The organism is Streptomyces sp. TE5632 (assembly GCF_054061295.1).
In genome coordinates this window covers 6,076,500-6,095,512 of record NZ_JBSSEA010000003.1, presented here as the reverse complement: position 1 = coordinate 6,095,512, position 19,013 = coordinate 6,076,500, and the positions used below count along the sequence as shown (strand labels likewise).

Genomic DNA, 19,013 nt, shown 5'->3' with positions numbered 1-19,013 from the left:
ACGACGACCTTACGCGGCTGCCTGAGTCATGCGGCGCAGCCGAGGAATCGGGATCCGGTAGTCGAGCGCCACGACGTCACCGGTGCCGTCCTCGTGCGGCCAGCGCATCAACGCCGGCCCGCCCCCGGGCCGCCCGTCGACGTACGTCGGCTCCCCTTCCACCGGAAGGTGGCCCACCGCCTTCAGGCTCAGTCCGAACTGCTCGGTCCAGAAGTACGGCTGGAACCGGAGCGGCGGCGACTCGTCGCCGCGGACAAGCGCCGCGGCGGCGACCTTCGCCTGCTCGATCGCGCTGCTCCACAGGGGGATGCGGCGCAGGCCGTGCGCAGTGGGGAAGGCCGCGAGGTCGCCGACGGCCGCGACGTCGGGGCGGACGAGCCCGCGCCGGTCGACCGGGACGGCCCCCTTCGCCGCGAGTCCCGAGTCCGCGAGCCACTCCGTGTTGGGCACGTCGCCGGCGGCGGTGACGATCAACTCCGCGTCGAGGACCGCACCCTCGTCGAGGACGACCCGAGTGCTTCCGTCCCGCCGTTCGAGCCGTGCCGCCGCGGTCTCGACGACGGTGAGCCCCTGGTCCAGCGCGGCCCTGACGAAGACGTCGGCGAGGTGGGGGCCGAGCTGGAGGATGAGGGGCACGCCCTGGGAGACGACGGTGACCCGGCAGCCGGCGGCCAGGCACCCGGAAGCGATCTCCATTCCGAGCGGGCCGCCGCCGACCACGACGACCGACGGCTTGCCCGCCAGCCGCTCGCGCAGGGACAGCGCGTCGTCGAGTCCGCGCAGAGTGAGCTCTTCGGGCAGGTCGGACAGCCGCCGTGCCCGGGAGCCGGTGGCCAGGACGACGCGGTCGTACGGCAGCTCCGTACCGTCGTCGAGCGTGACGCGCCGACGGTCGAGGTCGAGTCCGCTCGCGCGTACACCGAGCAGTTCGGTCGCTCCGTGACCGGCCGGTGGAAGCTCGTGCGACGACACGTCGTCACTGTCGAGCAGAAGTGCTTTCGACAGGGCCGGGCGGCTGTACGCCGGACGCGGTTCGTCGCCGACGATGGTCAGCTCGCCGTCGAAGCCGGCCTCACGGAGCGTGTCGGCCGCGGTGAGCCCGGCGATCCCGTTGCCGACGACGACGACGCGGTTCAGGGTGCCGGTGCTCATATGACCCTCAGCGCGGCGACCGGGCACACGCGGGCGGCGGCGTTCGCCAGGGCGGCGTCGGCCCCGTCGACCTCCTCGCGGTCGAGCACGAGCTCGCCCTCGTCGTCGAGGTGCATGAGCTGCGGGGCGGCCTCCTCACAAAGACCGTGGCCCTCACAGCGGGGACGGTCGAGAACGATCTTCATGCCGGGATCACCTCCAGGACGGGGAGCTCCTCGATGCTCCGGGTGATGTTGCTGGGAACGCGGACCTCGGGCCCGACGACGAGGCGCTCGACGCGCCGGGAGAGCGCTTCGATCACGGCGTGGGCCTCCAGGCGGGCGAGCCCCTGGCCCGCGCAGCCGTGCGGGCCGTAGCCGAACGCCAGGTGGTCGACCGGGTTGCGCTCGACGAGGAAGGCGTCCGGGTTCTCGTAGTGCCGGGGGTCGCGGTTGCCGGCGCCGAGCAGGATGGCGATCTGCGCGCCTGCGGGGATGACGGTCCCGTCGATCTCGACGTCCTTGGTGGCACGCCGGCCCCAGGCGTTGATGGGAGGCCAGAAGCGCAGTGCCTCGTTGAACGCCGCCGGTACCAGCGACGGGTTCGCGCGGACCAGGGCGAGCTGGTCGGGGTGCGCGGCGAAGAGGGCGACGATGTTGCCGATCGCCGCGATGGTGCTGTCGACGCCGGCGCCGAGGTACTGGTGGATGATGTGGCCGGCCGTGTCCGGCGGGATGGCGCCGCGCGCCTCGGCCTCGAAGATGCCGCGGCCCACGGAGCCCTCGGCCAGGTCATCGGCCTTGACCTCGGAGCACCATCCGTAGAGCTCGCCGGCGATCGGGAAGTTCTCGGCCGTGCGCTGGTTCATCGGGCCGAGGACCTGCATGGCGGCCTGCCCCCAGCGCAGCATGTTGTCGCGCACGTGGCCGGTGAAGCCGATCAGGTCCGCGACGACCTCCAGCGGGAAGGCGCGGGCGAGGGCGTCGATCGCCTCGAAGGAACCCGTCTCGACGAGTTCGGCGACGAGAGCGTCCGCCTTCTTCTCGATCCCGCCCTTGAGACCACGCAGCGCCCGCGGGGAGAGGTTCTCCGTGAGCGTGGCGCGCAGTTGGGTGTGCGCCGGCGGGTCGGACGCGAGCGAGGTGCCGGTGAGCGCCTCGTTGGCCATCGGATTGAACGCGATCGAGGTCGAGGAGAACGACTCCCAGTCCGCGAGTGCGTCACGGATGACGTCGTACCGTGTCAGCGCGTAGACATCGTTCTTCCGAAGGTGAACGACAGGCCCCTGCTCCCGCAGTTCGGCGTAAGCGGGGTAGGGGTCGAGCACGACCTCGTCGGCGAAGAGGTCGATACCGGAGATGGGTGGAGTGGCCATGTCCCCAGTGAAGTGGCCGCCTTCACATCCAGCAAGTGAATGTTTTACATGCCGCAACATGCACGCAATTCATGCTTCCCCTGCGGTGCCCCGGCAGGCCCGCGCCGGGGCGGCCGGTGGCCTTCCCCGCGCCGCAACGGCGGGAGGAACCATGTGATACCGGCACGCACACGGTGACTCCGGGCATCGGCAGGAACAACTCCACCATTCCTTCAGGGGCTTGTTCGCTCATGGACTGGTCCGAGCCGCGCGGCGCTCCCTAGGATGTACTCCCTGTCCAGCCAGTCCAGTTGGCACTCCGCAGGGGGAACGATGCACACCGGTAAGCAGTTGTCCACCGAGATCGACGCAACAGTGCCGACGGCCGCACGCATGTATGACTACTACCTGGGCGGCAAGGACAACTACTCGGCCGACCGTGCCGCCGTGGAAGAGCTCGACAAGGTGGTACCCAGCACGCGCCGCCTGGCCCTGAACAACCGGCGCTTCCTCCAGCGCGTCGTCCGGGTCCTCACCCAGGAGTACGGGATCCGGCAGTACCTCGACCACGGCTCCGGTCTGCCCACCCAGGACAACGTCCACCAGGTCGCCCAGCGCATCGACCCGACCACCCATGTGGTGTACGTCGACAACGACCCGATGGTGCTGGTGCACGGGCGCGCCCTGCTGGAGCAGGACGAGCGCACCGTGGTCATACAGGCCGACATGCGCGAGACCGACGAGATCTTCGGCCACGCCGAGACGCAGCGCCTGATCGACTTCTCACAGCCGGCCTGCGTGCTGTTCAACTCCGTGTTCCACTGCATCCCGGACAGCGACACCGACGGCCCGCTCGCCGTGGCCCGCCGGGTCCGTGAACGGCTCGCACCGGGCAGCTTCCTGGTGATGTGCCAGCTGGTCAGCGAGGAAGCCGAAGTCCGCAAGTCCGTCACGGAGTTCATGGACCAGGTGACCCAGGGGCACTGGGGCCGGGTGCGGCAGGAGAGCGACGTCGAGTCGTACTTCGAAGGCCTGGAGGTCCTGGAGCCGGGCCTGGTGGAGGTCTCCACCTGGCGCCCGGACACAGAGGTGGCGCCCCGTCAGCTCACCCAGGAGTGGATCGAGTTCGGGGGCGTGGGCCGCATCCCGCTGTAGGGCCCGCTACGCCGGCCCCCGACACGTCGACGCCCCTCGCCGGACCCGGATCACCGGGGTCGTGCGAGGGGCGTCGTGCGTTCCGTGTCGGCCGCGCCTTGCGGAACCGCTATGCCCCGGAGTACGGGGCGGAGTGGGGCGAGAGGTAGCGGCCCTGCGTCGTGGCGCGCAGCAGGTCCAGGGAATCACGGGGCTTCAGGGCCTCGTCGGCGAGGCGGTCCAGCGCGATCCGGTACTCCTCCGTCTCGTCGCGGTCCTCGAGGAAGTTGGCGCTCTTGATGTGCTCCAGGTAGACCACGTCGGGCAGATCGAGACCGTCGAAGCGCAGATACGTCACCGGGATGGCGGGGGCCGACGCGTTGGTCACGTCCAACGGCACGATCTGCACCGTGACGTTGGGGCGCTCCGCCATCCGCGCGAGGTGTTCGAGCTGCTCGCGCATCACCTCGACGCTGCCCAGCACACGCAGCAGAACCGACTCGTCGATGACCGCCCACAGCTGCGGAGCCCCCTCGCGCAGCAGCAACTCCGCCCGCCGCATGCGCAGTTCCACGCGGCGCCGCACCTCGCCGGCCGGGGCGTTGGGCAGACCGCGCTCCACCACCGCGCGGGTGTAGGCGGCCGTCTGCAACAGGCCGGGAACGTACTGGATCTCGAAGGTACGGATGGTGGCGGCGGCCTCCTGCAGTCCGACCAACCGGTCGAACCACTCGGGCATCAGCCGCTTGTCGTACCGCTGCCACCAGCCCGGGTCCCCGGCCCGCCGGAGCAGCTTGAGGAGCACCGAGATCTCGTAGTCGTCGGTGCCGTACAGCTCCAGCAGCGCCCGGACGTCGCTCTCGGTGGGTGGGCGGCGCCCCTTGCCGGACTCGATGCGGGACAACTTCGCCGCACTGAAACCGACGGAGCGCGCCGCCTGGTCCTGAGCCAGCCCGGCGTCCTCGCGGAAGCCCGCCAACTGCACACCGACCAGCATCTTCAGCAGGGTCGGAGCCGGCTCGGTGCGGTCCAGGTAGGGTTCCAGGCGGGAGATGCGATGCGAGGCGGCGGACATCCTGACTCCCAGCAGACCGGCACAAGGGCGATTCACACTATCGCACCGCACTCTGCCGCAGCGCATCCGCCCGCAGAAGCCCTGTGGAAGTGGGGAGTTGGACTCCGCTTCACTTCCCCTGCGCCGGGCCCCGAAGCGTTCGGACCAGGTGGTCGAACTCGCCGTCCCTCGCCCCGGCCAGGAATGCCGCCAGCTCCGCGGCCGTGTAGACCAGCGCGGGCCCGTCGGGGTCGCGGGAGTTGCGCATCGCGACGCCGCCGTCGCTCAGCGGGGCCACCTCGACGCAGTTGCCCTCGGCGTTGCTGTGCCGGCTCTTGATCCAGCAGGCGTCCAAGGAACTCGCCCGCACTCCGTTCCGCACTCCTGGCACCGCAGCCTCCTTGCTGTTCACGGGGATCGCCGGACGGGGTCCGGCCGTTCACGCGGGAGGGGCCGGGCCCGGTCGCCGCCCGATCCGCCGCACCGCAAAAAACTTCACGCAATTTCTCGTGCAATTGCACACGATCACTCTCAGCGTGGATAATAGCCGTGGCGTCAACCCCCTTGGTGACGCCCTGTCCTGACGTCGCATCGGGGAGACGGCGTGTCATCACCTGTGCACCAAGTGATCGGGGCGAGCGCCGGGATCGCGGTTCGGGCGGACGGCCGCTGTTCGGCCACCGCGAGCGGGTGCTGCGACGACGCCCTGCCCGAGGCACGGGGCCGGGCTCCCGCTCCTTCGACGGGCAAGACGGTCCGGGCCCGGCTGCCGGCCCGGCCGCCCCTCTGACCAGCCCCCCACTCGACACAACCGCCGCGGAAAGGCACCCACGCGATGCGCAGCGCTTCGACGGAACACCCGGGCAGCGAGCGCCCTGTGCGCCACACGTCTCCGACCGGAATGGCACGTACGGCCCCCCTCATGTCACTGTCCCGGGTGCCGTGGCGCGACATCCAGGACTCCACCGGGTCGGCGGCGGCCATCCCCCTGCTGCTCAACGGCATCGCCTGGGGGGACGCCGACACGGCCCGGTCCGCTCTGGCCGATCTGCGGAAACGGATCTGCCAGTACGGCTTCGTGGTGGAGCAGGCGACGGCCGCCACCGTTCCCTTCCTCTGGGAGCTGGCGCAGCTGCCGCACGTCACCTGCCGCGCCGAGATCATCCGGCTGCTCAAGGCGATCGCCGATGCCCGGCAGTGGGAGAGCACCGCCGCCGCGTATCCCAAGCTGCTCAATCACCGCGAGAACCCGGTCGTGTGGGAGCGGGCCGCCCGGCAGGCGGTACGTGCCCGGCGGGGCGACCTGAACCGTCTGATGGCCGACCGGGACACCAAGATCGCCCGTGCCACGACCGAGCTGGCCCGCGCGCTGGCCGAATGAGCCCCTCCGAGCGCCTGGGGGACGAGCGCCGAGGGGCGAGTGGCACGGGGGAGGGCCGCGCGACCGGAAACGCACCACCGGTCGCGCGGCCCTCGGGCACATCCGGCGGCGGGACCGTCGACGTCCCTGACCGGCCCGGGGTCTCGCCACGAACGGCCGTTGCCCGTCGAAGACACGCCATTGAGGCCTGTAGTTAAACTCGGCACATGGTCCGACTGATGGGTCGATCCCAGGCCCGGTCGCCCCAGCGGCCCAGCGCCACAACCTCCATACGCCGGCAACGACGGAGAGGCGATGGTTCGCGGTGGCACCCACCGGCGTGGCTCCGGCCGGTGCTGAGCGTACGCAGCGTCGCAGGGCAGGTGTTCATCCTGCATGTCGTGATCGTGCTGCTGCTGGTCGTGTCGGCCGTGATCGCGCTGGTGCTGCAGGTACGGCACGACAGCACCCGGGAGGCCCGCAGCCGTTCGCTCGCCGTCGCGGAGACGCTCGCCCACGCGCCCGGCATCGTCGATGCACTCGGATCCCCCGACCCCACTGCCCTGCTCCAGCCGCGCGCGGAAACCATCCGCAAGCAGGCGAAGGTCGACTTCGTCGTCGTCATGAACACCGAGGGCATCCGCTACACACACCCCAGGACGGACCGTATCGGCAAGAAGTTCGTCGGCACCCTGCAGCCCGCGCTGGCCGGACGGCCGGTCACCGAGGAGATCACGGGCACCCTCGGCCCCCTCGTCCAGGCCGTGGTGCCGGTGAACAACCCCGACGGCGTCGTCGTGGGCCTGGTCTCGGCGGGGATCACGACCGAGCGCGTCGGGGGCGCCGTCGACGACCAGCTGCCGCTGGTGCTGGCCGCCGGGGGCGCCGCACTCGCGCTGGCCACCGTGGGCGCGGCCCTGATCAGCAGACGTCTGCTGCTGCAGACCCACGGACTGGGTCCGCACGAGATGACCCGGATGTACGAGCATCACGACGCGGTGCTGCACGCGGTGCGGGAAGGCGTGGTCATCCTCGCCGACGACGGCACCCTGCTGCTCGCCAACGACGAGGCGCACCGGCTGCTCGGTCTGCCCGAGGACGCGGAGGGCCGTCATGTGCTCGACCTCCCCCTCGACCCCGGCACCGCCGACCTGCTGTCCTCGGGGCGCGTCGCCACGGACGAGGTGCATCGGGTCGGCGGCCGGCTGCTGGCCGTCAACCAGCGGTCCACCGACCGCGCCGGGGGCCCGCCCGGCAGCGTCGCCACGGTCCGCGACTCCACCGAACTGCGTGCCCTGTCCGGCCGGGCCGAGGCCGCGCGGGAGCGGCTCGACATGCTCTACGAAGCCGGTGTGGGCATCGGGACCAGCCTGGACATCACCCGCACGGCCGAGGAGCTGACGGAACTCGCCGTACCGCGGTTCGCGGACTTCACCACGGTGGACCTGTTCGAGACGGTGCTGGCCGGCGGTCAGCCGGACGGGGCGGGCCCGGTGCGCCGCACGGCGATGGCCGGCGTCCGCGAGGACGCCCCGCTGTACCCGGTGGGCACCCGGACCCGGTTCGTCGAGTCGTCCCCGCAGGGCCGCAGCCTCGCCACCGGCCGGCCGCTCGTCGAGCCCCGGTTGAGTGAGGCCCCGGGGTGGCGGGCGCAGGACATGGAGCGCTCCGGGCAGATCGTGGGGTACGGCATCCACTCGCTGATCACCGTGCCGCTGCGGGCCGGTTCCCTGCTGCTGGGCGTGGTCGGCTTCTGGCGTTCCGAGAAGCCCGAGCCGTTCGACGAGGACGAGCTGGCCCTGGCGGAGGAACTGGTCTCACGGGCCGCGGTGTCCATCGACAACGCCCGCCGCTACACGCGCGAGCACAGCATGGCGGTCACGCTCCAGCGCAGCCTGCTGCCCCGCAGCCTGCCCGAGCAGAGCGCCCTGGACATCGCCTACCGCTATCTGCCCGCCCAGGCCGGGGTGGGCGGTGACTGGTTCGACGTCCTGCCGCTGTCCGGGGCGCGGGTCGCGCTGGTGGTCGGCGATGTCGTCGGGCACGGGCTGCACGCCGCGGCCACCATGGGGAGATTGCGCACGGCGGTGCACAACTTCTCCGCGCTCGACCTGCCGCCCGACGAGCTGCTGGGCCTGCTCGACGAGTTGGTCGGCCGCATCGACTCGGACGAGACGGAGGACGAGCACAGCGCCCCGGTGACCGGGGCGACCTGTCTGTACGCCGTCTACGACCCGGTCACCCGGAAGTGCAAGGTCGCCCGCGCGGGCCATCCGCCGCCCGCGCTGATCCACCCGGACGGCACCGTGGAATTCGTGGACGTGCCCGCCGGCCCGCCCCTGGGGCTGGGCGGGCTGCCGTTCGAGACGGCCGAGCTGGAGCCGGCGGAGGGCAGCCGTCTCGTCCTGTACACCGACGGACTGGTCGAGGACCGGGAGCACGACATCGACGTCGGTCTGGAGCTGCTGCGCGAGGCGCTGTCGCGGGCCGGGGACTCCCCCGAGGACACCTGCCGGGCCGTGCTGGACTCCCGGAGTCCGGTCAGGGCACGGGACGACATCGCCCTGCTGGTGGCCCGCACCCGGGCGCTCACCTCGGACCGGATCGCCCAGTGGCCGGTGCCCTCCGACCCGGCGGCCGTCGCCGAGGTGCGCGCCGCGGTCACCCGGAAGCTGACCGAGTGGGGACTGGAGGACCTCTCCTTCAGCACGGAACTGATCCTGAGCGAGCTGGTCACCAACGCGATCCGTTACGGCGGCGGTCCCATCGAGGTGCGGATGCTGCGGGACCGCCATCTGATCTGCGAGGTCTTCGACGGCAGCAGCACCTCGCCGCATCTGCGGTACGCGACCATGACCGACGAGGGCGGACGCGGCCTGTTCCTGGTGGCGCAGCTGGCGGAGCGCTGGGGCACCCGCTACCTACCGGCCGGTAAGGTCATCTGGGCGGAGCAGTCCCTCCCGTGACCACGGCGTTCGCCCCGGAAAGCACATGAGAGGCCTTGAGGAGTCATAAGGGCCACTTATGTGCCCATAGACCGGACCCGCGTACCAGGTAAGGCAAGCCTTTGTTTAGGATCGAGTGAGGCTCTTGTCATCGCTCGAAGGGAAACTGCCCATGCCCCGCCCCCTGCGGGTAGCCGTCGTAGGATCCGGCCCCGCCGGGATCTACGCCGCCGACGCCCTGCTCAAGTCCGACGTGGCCGCCGAACCGGGCGTCTCCATCGACATCTTCGAGCGCATGCCGGCGCCCTTCGGTCTGATCCGGTACGGCGTCGCTCCCGACCACCCGCGGATCAAGGGCATCATCACGGCCCTGCACCAGGTGCTCGACAAGCCGCAGATCCGGCTGTTCGGCAATGTGGACTACGGCACGGACATCCATCTCGACGACCTGCGCGCGTTCTACGACGCCGTGATCTTCGCCACCGGCGCGACCGCCGACCGGGCGATGTCCGTCCCGGGGATCGATCTCGACGGCTCGTACGGCGCGGCCGACTTCGTCTCCTGGTACGACGGTCACCCGGACGTACCGCGCACCTGGCCGCTCGAGGCGGAGAAGGTCGCCGTGCTCGGCGTCGGCAACGTCGCCCTCGACGTCGCCCGCATCCTGGCCAAGACGGCGGACGAACTGCTGCCGACGGAGATCCCGCCGAACGTCCACGAGGGGCTGAAGGCCAACAGGGCGCGGGAGATCCACGTCTTCGGCCGCCGCGGCCCGGCGCAGGCGAAGTTCAGCCCGATGGAGCTGAGGGAGCTGGACCACTCCCCCAGCATCGAGGTGATCGTCGACCCCGAGGACATCGACTACGACGAGGGCTCGATCGCGACCCGGCGCGGCAACAAGCAGGCCGACATGGTCGCCAAGACCCTGGAGAAGTGGGCGATCCGCGACGCCGGCGACCGTCCGCACAAGCTGTTCCTGCACTTCTTCGAGTCGCCGTCCGAGATCCTCGGCGAGGACGGCAAGGTGGTCGGCCTGCGCACCGAGCGCACGGAACTGGACGGCACCGGCAACGTCAAGGGCACCGGCGAGTTCAAGGACTGGGACGTCAGCGCGGTCTACCGCGCGGTGGGCTACCTGTCCGACAAGCTCCCCAAACTGCCCTGGGACATCGACTCCGGCACCGTTCCGGACAAGGGCGGCCGGGTCATGCAGGAGAACGGCGAGCACCTGACGTCCACATACGTCACCGGGTGGATCCGCCGCGGCCCGGTGGGCCTGATCGGCCACACCAAGGGCGACGCCAACGAGACGGTGGCGAACCTGCTGGACGACTTCGCCAACGGCCGGCTGTCGACTCCGGCCTCGCCCGCCCCGGAGGCCGTGGACGCCCTCCTCGCCGAGCGCGCCGTCCGCCACACCACCTGGGACGGCTGGTACCGGCTGGACGCCGCGGAGAAGGCGCTGGGCGAGCCGCAGGGACGCGATCGGGTGAAGCTCGTGGAGCGCGAGGACATGCTGCGGGAGAGCGGCGCGTGAGCCGATAGCCGGGCGGCCGGCACCGAACGTACCGCGGAGCGCCCGTCCGGTCCCTCGAGGGACCGGACGGGCGCTCCGCTTTCCGCGCGGTCGGCGAGCGGCCGCCGGCGCCCACCGGCACCCCCCCTGACGTGACGGCAATCGAAGTTGTGTACGATCCAGCCGCCACCAGATCACCATATGACCTTCACACAAAGGTCATACAGGGGGGATGAGTTCATGCGTATACGCACTGCTGCCGTCGCCACCACCGCAGCCGCGGGCGCCCTGGCCATGCTGACGGCCGTTCCGGCGCACGCCGCCGAGTACACCTCCGCGCTCAAGGTGCGCGGCGTCCAGTACGACGCTCCGGGGCGCGACTCCAACAAGTGCTCCACGGGCAACACGCACCAGGAGTACCTGACGATCAAGAACTACTCGTCGACGAAGACCGTGAACCTCAAGGGGTACCTGGTCAAGGACGCCGCCGGGAACCGGTTCGTCTTCACCGCCAACCACTACCTCGAGCCCCGCGACCACGTGAAGCTGCGCGGCGGCCACGGCACGGACTCCGACAAGAACAACGTCGTCTACCGCGACAACTGCAACTTCATCTGGAACAACGACAAGGACACGATCTACCTGGTCAAGCCCACGGGCAGCCGCGCCGACGTGCACTCGTACACGAAGCGCGGCTCCGACCGGGACGGCGACGGGTACATCAGCTTCCACAAGTGACCGACCCCCGCCGGACCGTCATTCCGTGAGCGGCAGGCGGCCCGTCTCCCCCGGGTGGAGGCGGGCCGTGCGGTCCGGGAGGCGCACGTCGATCGGGGCGGGGCCGGAGGCCGGTACGGCGATCTCCAGCAGGCCGCGTTCCAGCCTCAGCCGGACACCCCAGTGGCCGTGGTAGCGCAGGGTGAAGCCGTAGGAGGACAGCTCCGGCAGGGGCACCGGGTCCAGCCGCAGGTCGCCGCCCCGGGTCTCCAGCCCCGGCAGTCCGCGCTGGACCAGGTCGAGGGTGCCGGCCATGGCGCCGAGGTGAACGCCCTCACCGGTGGTGCCGCCCTGGATGTCGGCGATGTCCCCGCGCAGTGCCTCCTGGCAGAACGTCCACGCCTCGGCGCGCCGCTCCCGGGCCAGCACCCAGCCGTGGACGAGGCCGCTGAGGGTGGAGCCGTGGCTGGTGCGGTGCAGGTAGTGGTCCACCGTGAGCCGCCAGGTCGCCTCGTCCAACTCATGCCCCAACCGGCGGAACAGGCCCTGCAGTTCGGCCGGGGCGAACAGATAGCCGAGCATCAGGACGTCCGCCTGCTTCGAGGCCCGGTAGCGGTTGACGCTGTCGCCCTCGGCCTCCAGGATCCGGTCCAGCCGCCGGATGTCGTCGTAACGCCGCCGGTAGTCCTGCCAGTCGAGCTCGGCAAGCTTTCCGTACCCTTCGAACTGGCTGATGACGCCGTCGTGGAAGGGCACGTGCAGGGTGCGGGAGACCTCCTCCCACTTCTCGAGTTCGCTTCCGTCCAGACCCGTGCGTTCGTCGAGTTCCCGTCGGCGCGGCTCGGGCAGGGCGCGCAGCACGTCGAGGGTGTGGGCGAGCACCCAGGCAGCGGTCACGTTCGTGTACGCGTTGTCGTCCAGTCCGGGCTCGGCCGCGTCGGGATAGGCGTCGTGGTACTCGTCGGGGCCGACCACACCCTTGATCCGGTGCCGGCCCAGCAGCGGGTCCCAGGCGGCGGCGTCCGCCCAGAAGCGGGAGATCTGCAGCAGCAGTTCGGCGCCCTTGGTGTGCAGGAACTCGGTGTCGCCGCTGGCCTCGCAGTACTGCCACACGTTGTACGCGATCGCCGAGCCCACATGGTGCTGGAGGTGGGAGTGGTCGGGCACCCAGCGGCCCGACCGCGGGTTGAGGTGGAGTTGTTGGGCCTCCTCCCGGCCGTCGCTGCCGCTCTGCCAGGGGAACATCGCCCCCCTGCGTCCGGCGTCCCGGGCGGCGTTGAGGGCCCGGCCCAGCCGGCGGTGCCGGTAGTGCAGCAGGGCGCGGGAGACCTCGGGGAAGTGCAGGTTGAGGTAGGGCAGCACGAACAGCTCGTCCCAGAAGACGTGCCCGCGGTAGGCCTCGCCGTGCAGTCCCCTGGCCGGCACCCCGACGTCCAGGTCGGCGGTGTGCGGGGAGAGGGTCTGGAGCACGTGGAAGAGATGCAGACGCAGAATGCCGCCTGCCTCGCCGGGGACGTCCAGTTCGCCCCGGCGCCACAGCTGGCCCCAGGCCGTCCGGTGGGACTCCAGCAGTTCGTCGTAGGCGGGGACCCGGCCCACCCGGTCGACGGCGGCGTGCAAGGGATCGTTGATGGCCGGGTCGCGCGAGGTGTGCAGGGCGACGATCTTGTCCACGGTCGTCGTGTGGCCCGGAGTCAGGTGCAGACGGGTCGACTGGACGGCACGTCGGTCCTCCCTGCGGATCGCGGTGGGCGCCTCGGACAGCAGCCGGGAGGCGAAGGCGATCAGGATGTCCGAGGTACGGGTGCGGCAACGCAGCCACACCGTGTCCGGCGCCGAGCTGCCGCTGTGCACATGGGTCAGATGCCGGCCGTCCAGGTCCCGGTAGCGTGCCACTCCCGCGTTGGTGACGCCGCCGTCGAGCGCCGCCTCGACCTCTAGGGCGCCGGAGTGCTGTTCCCCCGTGAACTCGGTGCGCAGCGCGGCCAGATGGGGGTCGGCCATGTGCACCAGCCGTTCCTGGCGCACCCTCAGCACCCGACCGCCGCCGAGGTCGTACCGGGTCAGGCGCTCCAGCAGCCCCGAGGCCATCCGCAGGGTCTCGTGGTGGTCGAGCACGGTCGCGGTGTCGGGGGTGAGCCAGAGGCCGCCGGGCAGCCGGAAGCGCAGCGGCAGCCAGTTGGGGAGGTTGACGAGGTCCTCGTTCTCGACCTGCCGCCCGGCGACCTCCGAGGTGAGCCGGTCGTAGCAGCCGGCCGTGTAGGTGCCCGGGTAGTGCACCGCGTCGGCGGTACACTCCGGCAGCGCTCCCCGGGTGGCGAAGTAGCCGTTGCCGAGCGTGCACAGCGACTCCCGCAGGCGCGCCTCGGCGGCGTCGTATCCCTCGTACTCCCAGGTCCAGCCCGTCACGACGACGCTCCTTCCGCGGTCGGCCCAGCGGAGAGCCCCGGTGGTTCGGCACGGGGTACCCAGCCCCGGGCCGACCACACACGGCCGGGGACGGGTTCTAACCCTCCCGTACGGGCGCGCGCCACACCAGGGTGGTGCCCCGGTCCGCGGAACTGTCGATCTCCAGCTCGCCCCCGAGTTGCGCGGCACGCTCGGCCATGTTGCGCAGTCCGCTGCGGCGGCCGCCGGCCGGGATGCCCACACCGTTGTCGGAGACCGTCAGCCGCACCTCGCGGCCGTCGGTCTCGAGAGCCACCTGGGCGCGGTCGGCGCGCGCGTGCCGGGCGATGTTGGTCAGGGACTCGGACAGGACGGCCACCACATGGTCGGCGGTCTCCTTCGACACATGGGTGTCGACCAGGCCCTCCATGCGCACGCTGGGGGCGAAGCCGAGCAGGGGGGCCGCCTCGCCGACCACCCGCACGACGCGGGCCCGCAGACCGGTCCCGGACGCGGTGTCGTGCGCGCGCAGACCGAAGATGGTCGACCTGATGATCTTTATGGTCTCGTCCAGGTCGTCCACCGCCCGGGCGACCCGCTCCGAGGCCTCCTTGTGCTCGATGAAGCGGCCGGCGCTCTGCAGCGTCATCCCGGTGGCGAACAGTCGCTGGATCGCCAGGTCGTGCAGGTCCCGGGCGATCCGGTCCCGGTCCTCCAGCACGGCGATCTGCTCGGCGTCGCGGCGCCGCTCCGCCAGTTCCATCGCCACGGCCGCCTGCGCGGCGAAGCCCTGCAGCGGTTCGATCTCCTTCTCGGAGAACTCGCCGGCGCCGGTGGCGCGCACCAGCAGGACGATGCCCCGGACACCGTCCTCCGATCCGACGGGCACCGCCACCGCCGGGCCGAGTCCGGCGAAGCGCGGCGGCCCGGACGAGACCCGCTCGTCGCTGGAGACGTCCGGGCTGGTGACGGGGGCGGCGCTGGTGAACGCCCGGCCCAGCAGACTGTCGTCGACGGGTACGACGAGCCCTCGGTGGGCGTCCGCCTCCTGGCCGATGGCGAGTTCCACGGTCAGCGATCCGGTGCCCTCCATCGGCACCGCCACCTCGGCGAGCGCGGCGCCGGTGATCTCCCTGGCGCGTTCGGCGATCAGCAGGAGGGCCTCGCTGCCGCCGCTGCCGGACATCAGGGCGTGGGTGATCTCCGTGTTCGCCTGCAGCCACCGCTCCCGCAGCCGGGACTCCTCGTAGAGCCGGGCGTTGTCGATGGCCACGCCGGCGGCGACGGCCAGGGTCGACAGGACCGACTCGTCCTCCTCGTCGAACTTCGCCCCGGCACGTTTCTCGGTGAGGTACAGGTTGCCGAAGATCTGGTCACGGACCCGGATGGGGACGCCGAGAAAGCTGTTCATCGGCGGGTGGTGGGGCGGGAACCCGTAGGAGGAGGGGTGGTCGGAGAGCTTGGCCAGCCGCAACGGCTCGGGGTGGCGGATCAGCTCCCCGAGGATGCCGTGTCCCTCGGGGAAGTGGCCGATGCGGGCGATCACTTCCTCGCTGACACCGACGGTGTGGAAGGCCGACAGCCGTTTCCCGTCGGGGCCGATCACACCGAGGGCGGCGTACTCCGCGTCCACCAGCACCGCCGCGGCGTCGACGATGCTGTGCAGGACCTGCTTCAGGTCGAGCTCGCGCCCCACCTCGAGGACGGCCTCCAGCAGGCTGTGCACCCGGTCACGCGTGCCGCGGGCCGCGTCGATCCGGGCCTGGAGCTCCTCCAGCAACTCGTCCAGCCTCAGCTGCGGCAGCCGAAGACGGGCGTCCCCGTCCCGCTCGGAGCTCTCCACCCGTGGTCCTCCCGTTCGCTCGCCCTACCGGGGATGTGCCCCCGGCAGGTGCCACGGTAACGGGCCCTGCACGATCACGTCCCACCGAACGCCGCACCCGGCGTCAGCGGTCCGTGCGCCGCAGCCGGTCCTGGGCCTGGGTGGCGATCACGGCGGCCTGGATACGGCGTTCCACCCCGAGTTTGGCCAGCAGACGGGAGATGTGGTTCTTCACCGTCTTCTCCGCGAGATACAGCCGCTGGCCGATCTGCCGGTTGGTCAGCCCCTCACCGATCAGCGCGAGGATCTCCCGCTCGCGTTCGGTCAGTCCCGGCAGGGCGTCCTGCTCCTCCTTCGGCTCCTCCTGTTCCTGCCGCAGCCGGGCCATCAGGCGGGTGGTGGCGCTCGGGTCGAGCAGGGACTGTCCCGAGGCGACCGTCCGCACGGCCGCGACCAGGTCCGAGCCCTGGATCTGCTTCAGCACATAGCCGGAGGCACCCGCCATGATCGAGTCCAGCAGGGCCTCCTCGTCGTCGAACGAGGTGAGCATCAGACAGGCCAGGTCGGGCATCTTCGAGCGCAGCTCGCGGCAGACGGTCACACCGTCGCCGTCGGGCAGGCGGACGTCGAGGACCGCCACGTCGGGGCGGAGCGCGGGGACGCGGACCAGGGCCTGCTCGACGGTGGCGGCCTCGCCGACCACGGTGATGTCCGGTTCGTCGTTGAGCAGGTCGTGCACTCCGCGGCGGACCACCTCGTGGTCGTCCAGCAGGAAGACCCGGATGGGCCGGTCGGGTCCGGGCTGCTCGCTGTCCGCCATCTGATGCTCCTTGTCCTTGACTGTCCCTGCATACCGGGCACACCGGGCACACCGGGCACACCGGCCGTCGGCCGGCGGCCGACGGCCCCCTCCAGGGAGATCCTTCTCGATTACGGGCCGGACGGCCAGGGCCGACCGGCCTTGCTTTCCCCCGGGTGACCCGCCTCGTCCCGGGTCATCCGCTGTCCTGTGCGACGTGGCCAAGGCCGGACGGCCCGGGACTCCGGGACCATCGGCACCTGTGCCGCGGCACACGGCCGGGCCATCCTCGAGGACAGGAGCGGCGCCGATCCCCCGCGGTGTCGCTCCGCTCACGATACCGACGGTTCCGGTGCCCGCCCCGTCCTCGCCCCGAGTGCCGTACTCACCGGTCAGTGCCGGTCGGCCCCGGTGGACCGCCGCGGCTGGGGCCGGCCGGCCCTACCGGCGGGCTCGCCGCTCCGGGTTGTCTGGACGGTATGCCCCAGAACCCCAGCCGGTCCGTGGCGGAGCCGCCCGAACGGACCGTCGCCGGAACGACGGTCGTCACCCCGCGCGGTGAACTCGACCTGCGCACCGCGCCCGTTCTGTCGCGGCGCCTGGACACACTGACCGACCGCGCCCTTCCCGACCTGGTGCTCGATCTGCGCGCTGTGCCCTTCATCGACTGCTCGGGGCTGGGCGTGCTGTGCCGCGCCCGCAACCGGGTGCTGGCCCGCGGCGGGCGGCTGCGGCTGATCACGGACAAGCCCTCCTTCCTGCGCCTCCTCCACCACGTCCGGCTCACCGGCGTCTTCGAACTGCTTTCCCGACTGCCCGCGGAGCTCGACGCGGCCGCCCCCACGGTGCGCGAAAGCCGCTGAACAGCGTCGTGAGTCCCCCGTGACCGAGCCGATCGGCCCTGCTGGGTGCGCGGCGCCCGGGACCGAAGGTCCCCTTCTCCCGGGCCGATGGGCCCGCAGTGCCCCGCCAGCGTCGGTTACCGACGGAAACCCTCATGTCGGATTGCTATACAGGTGGTGCCGCCGGTCCGGAACGGCGGTCCAACGCCCTTACCCCGTCACGCTGTTGGGAGACCTCATGCTGTCCGAAGAATCTGCCGCAGTGGTCCGGGCCACCCTTCCCGCCGTGGCCGGAGCGCTCGACGAGATCACCGCGCGTTTCTACGGTGCGATGTTCCGCGACCGCCCCGAACTGCTGGACGGCATGTTCAACCGGGGCAACCAGGCCAGCGGTGCCCAGCGCCGGGCGCTGGCCGGTTCCATCGCCGGTTTCGCACGGGCGCTGCTCGCCGACCCGGACACCCGGCCGGACGCCCTGCTGGCACGGATCGCGCACAAGCACATCGCGGTCGGGGTCACCGACGACCAGTACACGATCGTGCACAAGTACCTGTTCGGCGCGATCGCGGAGGTGCTCGGCGAGGCCGTCACCCCGGAGGTGGCCGCCGCCTGGGACGAGGTGTACTGGCTGATGGCCGGTGCCCTCATCGGGCAGGAGGCCCGCCTCTACCAGGACGCCGGGGTCGAACCGGGCGCGACATGGCGGCAGTGGACGGTCGTCGAACGGCACGAGGAGACCCCCGACGTGGTGTCGTTCCTGCTGCGCCCGGCCGACGGCGAGCCCGCCCCGCCCGCACGGGCCGGGCAGTACGTGAGCGTGCGGCTGCGGATGCCCGACGGGGTGCACCAGCTGCGCCAGTACAGCCTGTCCTCGGACCCCGGGGGCGAGCTGCGCCGCATCACCGTCAAACGCCTCACCGGCGAGGCGGAGACACCGGACGGCGAGGTGTCCAACCTGCTGCACGCGCAGACCGGCGTGGGGGACGAACTCGCGCTGTCCGTGCCGGCCGGCGACGTGGCCCTGGACGAGGCCGACACCCCGCTGGTGCTGGTCTCGGCCGGTATCGGCTGCACCCCCATGGTGGGCATGCTCGCCCGGCTCGCCGCGACGGGCTCGGCCCGCCGGGTCCTGGTGCTGCACGCCGACACCTCGCCCGACGAGCACGCCCTGCGTGCCGAGGTGCGGTCCCTGGTGGAGCAACTGCCGGACGCCCGCGCGGTCTTCTGGTACGAGCGGCCGGGCGCCGAGGAGCCGGAGGCGCGCAGCGGCCTGATGGACCTCACCGGGATCGACGTCCCTGCGGACGCGTCGGTGTACCTGTGCGGCCCGCTGCCGTTCATGCGCACGGTGCGTGGCGGGCTCCTGGGTGCCGGCGTCCCCGCCCGGCAGATCAGCTACGAGGTCTTCGGTCCCGACCTGTGGCTTCCCGACGCGGCCTGACCGAGTCCGGCTGACGCCGTAACGGGCGTGTGCCCTTCGCGAGTGGTGTTCGCGAAGGGCACACGCCCGTTGCGGTGTTCCGGAACCGGTCCGGTCCCGGCTCAGACCTCCAGGTCCGTCTCGATCCGGCGCAGCTGGTGGCGCGCCATCGCCAGGTTGGCGCGAGCCTTGTCCAGGACCAGGTACAGGAACAGACCGTTGCCGCCGCGCCCCTTGAGCGGGCGGATCAGGTGGTACTGGTTGCCCAGGGTGATCAGGATGTCGTCGATCTCGTCCTTCAGCCCGAGGAGTTCCATGGTGCGCAGTTTCGAGCGCATGACGTCGGTGTTGCCCGCGGCGGCGACCTCCAGGTTGAAGTCCTTGCCGCCGCCGATCGTGCCGAGCGCCATGCCGCTGGTGTAGTCGACGAGTGCGGCGGCCGTCGCGCCGTCGATGGAGCTGAGGCAGTCCTTGAGCGCGGTCTCGGTGTTGGCCATGAGAGGTTTCCTTTCGGTCGTGATCGTTGTTCTG

Annotated in this window: 16 protein-coding genes; 7 read left to right on the top strand and 9 right to left on the bottom strand. The window is 71.2% G+C overall.

Annotated features, from left to right (window positions below; translation table 11 throughout):
- Positions 1-9: 9 nt before the first annotated feature.
- The 3 genes from ACVW19_RS33075 to ACVW19_RS33065 are packed head-to-tail and all read right to left on the bottom strand — an operon-like array spanning position 10 to position 2,506.
- The gene (locus ACVW19_RS33075) at positions 10-1,152 is read right to left on the bottom strand and encodes an NAD(P)/FAD-dependent oxidoreductase (protein ID WP_457464182.1); all 1,143 of its coding nucleotides are present in this window, start codon (positions 1,150-1,152) and stop codon (positions 10-12) included.
- Positions 1,149-1,337 carry a ferredoxin gene (locus ACVW19_RS33070; protein WP_457464180.1) on the bottom strand — a complete coding sequence of 63 codons (189 nt, stop codon included), beginning with the start codon at positions 1,335-1,337 and terminating at the stop codon, positions 1,149-1,151. Before ACVW19_RS33070 ends, ACVW19_RS33075 begins: the two co-directional genes overlap by 4 nt.
- Positions 1,334-2,506 carry a cytochrome P450 gene (locus tag ACVW19_RS33065; RefSeq protein ID WP_457464178.1) on the bottom strand — a complete coding sequence of 391 codons (1,173 nt, stop codon included), beginning with the start codon at positions 2,504-2,506 and terminating at the stop codon, positions 1,334-1,336. Before ACVW19_RS33065 ends, ACVW19_RS33070 begins: the two co-directional genes overlap by 4 nt.
- A 312-nt stretch (positions 2,507-2,818) precedes the next feature.
- Here ACVW19_RS33065 and ACVW19_RS33060 point away from each other — a divergent pair, with 312 nt between their 5' ends.
- Entirely contained in the window at positions 2,819-3,640 is an 822-nt protein-coding gene (locus ACVW19_RS33060; RefSeq protein ID WP_457464176.1) for an SAM-dependent methyltransferase, read from the top strand.
- A 109-nt stretch (positions 3,641-3,749) separates the two neighbouring features.
- Here ACVW19_RS33060 and ACVW19_RS33055 read toward each other — a convergent pair whose 3' ends face one another.
- On the bottom strand, positions 3,750-4,694 hold the full coding sequence (locus ACVW19_RS33055; RefSeq protein ID WP_457464174.1) for a helix-turn-helix domain-containing protein: 945 nt from the start codon (positions 4,692-4,694) through the stop codon (positions 3,750-3,752).
- 109 nt (positions 4,695-4,803) lie between these two features.
- On the bottom strand, positions 4,804-5,064 hold the full coding sequence (locus tag ACVW19_RS33050; RefSeq protein ID WP_457464172.1) for a DUF397 domain-containing protein: 261 nt from the start codon (positions 5,062-5,064) through the stop codon (positions 4,804-4,806).
- A 444-nt stretch (positions 5,065-5,508) separates the two neighbouring features.
- Here ACVW19_RS33050 and ACVW19_RS33045 point away from each other — a divergent pair, with 444 nt between their 5' ends.
- The 4 genes from ACVW19_RS33045 (at position 5,509) to ACVW19_RS33030 (ending at position 11,232) form a co-directional block, all read left to right on the top strand.
- Complete coding sequence (locus ACVW19_RS33045) at positions 5,509-6,054, top strand: hypothetical protein (protein ID WP_457464170.1); 546 nt, start codon at positions 5,509-5,511, stop codon at positions 6,052-6,054.
- Between the two features lie 206 nt (positions 6,055-6,260).
- A complete protein-coding gene (locus tag ACVW19_RS33040; protein ID WP_457464168.1) occupies positions 6,261-8,999 on the top strand; it encodes a SpoIIE family protein phosphatase in 2,739 nt (912 codons plus the stop codon).
- Between the two features lie 151 nt (positions 9,000-9,150).
- Positions 9,151-10,515 carry an FAD-dependent oxidoreductase gene (locus tag ACVW19_RS33035; protein ID WP_457464166.1) on the top strand — a complete coding sequence of 455 codons (1,365 nt, stop codon included), beginning with the start codon at positions 9,151-9,153 and terminating at the stop codon, positions 10,513-10,515.
- A 219-nt stretch (positions 10,516-10,734) separates the two neighbouring features.
- Positions 10,735-11,232, top strand: coding sequence for a lamin tail domain-containing protein (locus ACVW19_RS33030; protein WP_457464165.1), 498 nt, complete (start codon positions 10,735-10,737; stop codon positions 11,230-11,232).
- Between the two features lie 18 nt (positions 11,233-11,250).
- Here the strand turns inward: ACVW19_RS33030 and ACVW19_RS33025 are convergent, their stop codons facing one another.
- From ACVW19_RS33025 to ACVW19_RS33015, 3 genes are all read right to left on the bottom strand, one after another.
- Positions 11,251-13,620, bottom strand: coding sequence for a glycoside hydrolase family 65 protein (locus tag ACVW19_RS33025; RefSeq protein WP_457464163.1), 2,370 nt, complete (start codon positions 13,618-13,620; stop codon positions 11,251-11,253).
- 97 nt (positions 13,621-13,717) lie between these two features.
- Complete coding sequence (locus tag ACVW19_RS33020; protein WP_457464162.1) at positions 13,718-15,442, bottom strand: GAF domain-containing protein; 1,725 nt, start codon at positions 15,440-15,442, stop codon at positions 13,718-13,720.
- Between the two features lie 103 nt (positions 15,443-15,545).
- Positions 15,546-16,241, bottom strand: a complete 696-nt coding sequence (locus tag ACVW19_RS33015; RefSeq protein WP_457464160.1) for a response regulator — start codon at positions 16,239-16,241, stop codon at positions 15,546-15,548.
- A 458-nt stretch (positions 16,242-16,699) separates the two neighbouring features.
- Here ACVW19_RS33015 and ACVW19_RS33010 point away from each other — a divergent pair, with 458 nt between their 5' ends.
- Together ACVW19_RS33010 and ACVW19_RS33005 are read left to right on the top strand one after the other, a co-directional pair.
- A complete protein-coding gene (locus ACVW19_RS33010) occupies positions 16,700-17,083 on the top strand; it encodes an STAS domain-containing protein (protein WP_457464159.1) in 384 nt (127 codons plus the stop codon).
- 217 nt (positions 17,084-17,300) lie between these two features.
- Positions 17,301-18,503 carry a globin domain-containing protein gene (locus ACVW19_RS33005; RefSeq protein WP_457464157.1) on the top strand — a complete coding sequence of 401 codons (1,203 nt, stop codon included), beginning with the start codon at positions 17,301-17,303 and terminating at the stop codon, positions 18,501-18,503.
- A 101-nt stretch (positions 18,504-18,604) separates the two neighbouring features.
- Here ACVW19_RS33005 and ACVW19_RS33000 read toward each other — a convergent pair whose 3' ends face one another.
- A complete protein-coding gene (locus ACVW19_RS33000; protein WP_457464155.1) occupies positions 18,605-18,979 on the bottom strand; it encodes a hypothetical protein in 375 nt (124 codons plus the stop codon).
- Between the last annotated feature and the right edge of the window lie 34 nt (positions 18,980-19,013).

Excerpts from the sequence above, each read along its gene's own strand:
- ACVW19_RS33010 (WP_457464159.1), top strand. The coding sequence starts at position 16,700 with ATGCCCCAGAACCCCAGCCGGTCCGTGGCGGAGCCGCCCGAACGGACC.
- ACVW19_RS33075 (WP_457464182.1), bottom strand. The coding sequence starts at position 1,152 with ATGAGCACCGGCACCCTGAACCGCGTCGTCGTCGTCGGCAACGGGATC.
- ACVW19_RS33060 (WP_457464176.1), top strand. The coding sequence starts at position 2,819 with ATGCACACCGGTAAGCAGTTGTCCACCGAGATCGACGCAACAGTGCCG.
- ACVW19_RS33000 (WP_457464155.1), bottom strand. The coding sequence starts at position 18,979 with ATGGCCAACACCGAGACCGCGCTCAAGGACTGCCTCAGCTCCATCGAC.
- ACVW19_RS33040 (WP_457464168.1), top strand. The coding sequence starts at position 6,261 with ATGGTCCGACTGATGGGTCGATCCCAGGCCCGGTCGCCCCAGCGGCCC.
- ACVW19_RS33005 (WP_457464157.1), top strand. The coding sequence starts at position 17,301 with ATGCTGTCCGAAGAATCTGCCGCAGTGGTCCGGGCCACCCTTCCCGCC.
- ACVW19_RS33015 (WP_457464160.1), bottom strand. The coding sequence starts at position 16,241 with ATGGCGGACAGCGAGCAGCCCGGACCCGACCGGCCCATCCGGGTCTTC.
- ACVW19_RS33065 (WP_457464178.1), bottom strand. The coding sequence starts at position 2,506 with ATGGCCACTCCACCCATCTCCGGTATCGACCTCTTCGCCGACGAGGTC.
- ACVW19_RS33070 (WP_457464180.1), bottom strand. The coding sequence starts at position 1,337 with ATGAAGATCGTTCTCGACCGTCCCCGCTGTGAGGGCCACGGTCTTTGT.
- ACVW19_RS33030 (WP_457464165.1), top strand. The coding sequence starts at position 10,735 with ATGCGTATACGCACTGCTGCCGTCGCCACCACCGCAGCCGCGGGCGCC.
- ACVW19_RS33035 (WP_457464166.1), top strand. The coding sequence starts at position 9,151 with ATGCCCCGCCCCCTGCGGGTAGCCGTCGTAGGATCCGGCCCCGCCGGG.
- ACVW19_RS33055 (WP_457464174.1), bottom strand. The coding sequence starts at position 4,694 with ATGTCCGCCGCCTCGCATCGCATCTCCCGCCTGGAACCCTACCTGGAC.
- ACVW19_RS33045 (WP_457464170.1), top strand. The coding sequence starts at position 5,509 with ATGCGCAGCGCTTCGACGGAACACCCGGGCAGCGAGCGCCCTGTGCGC.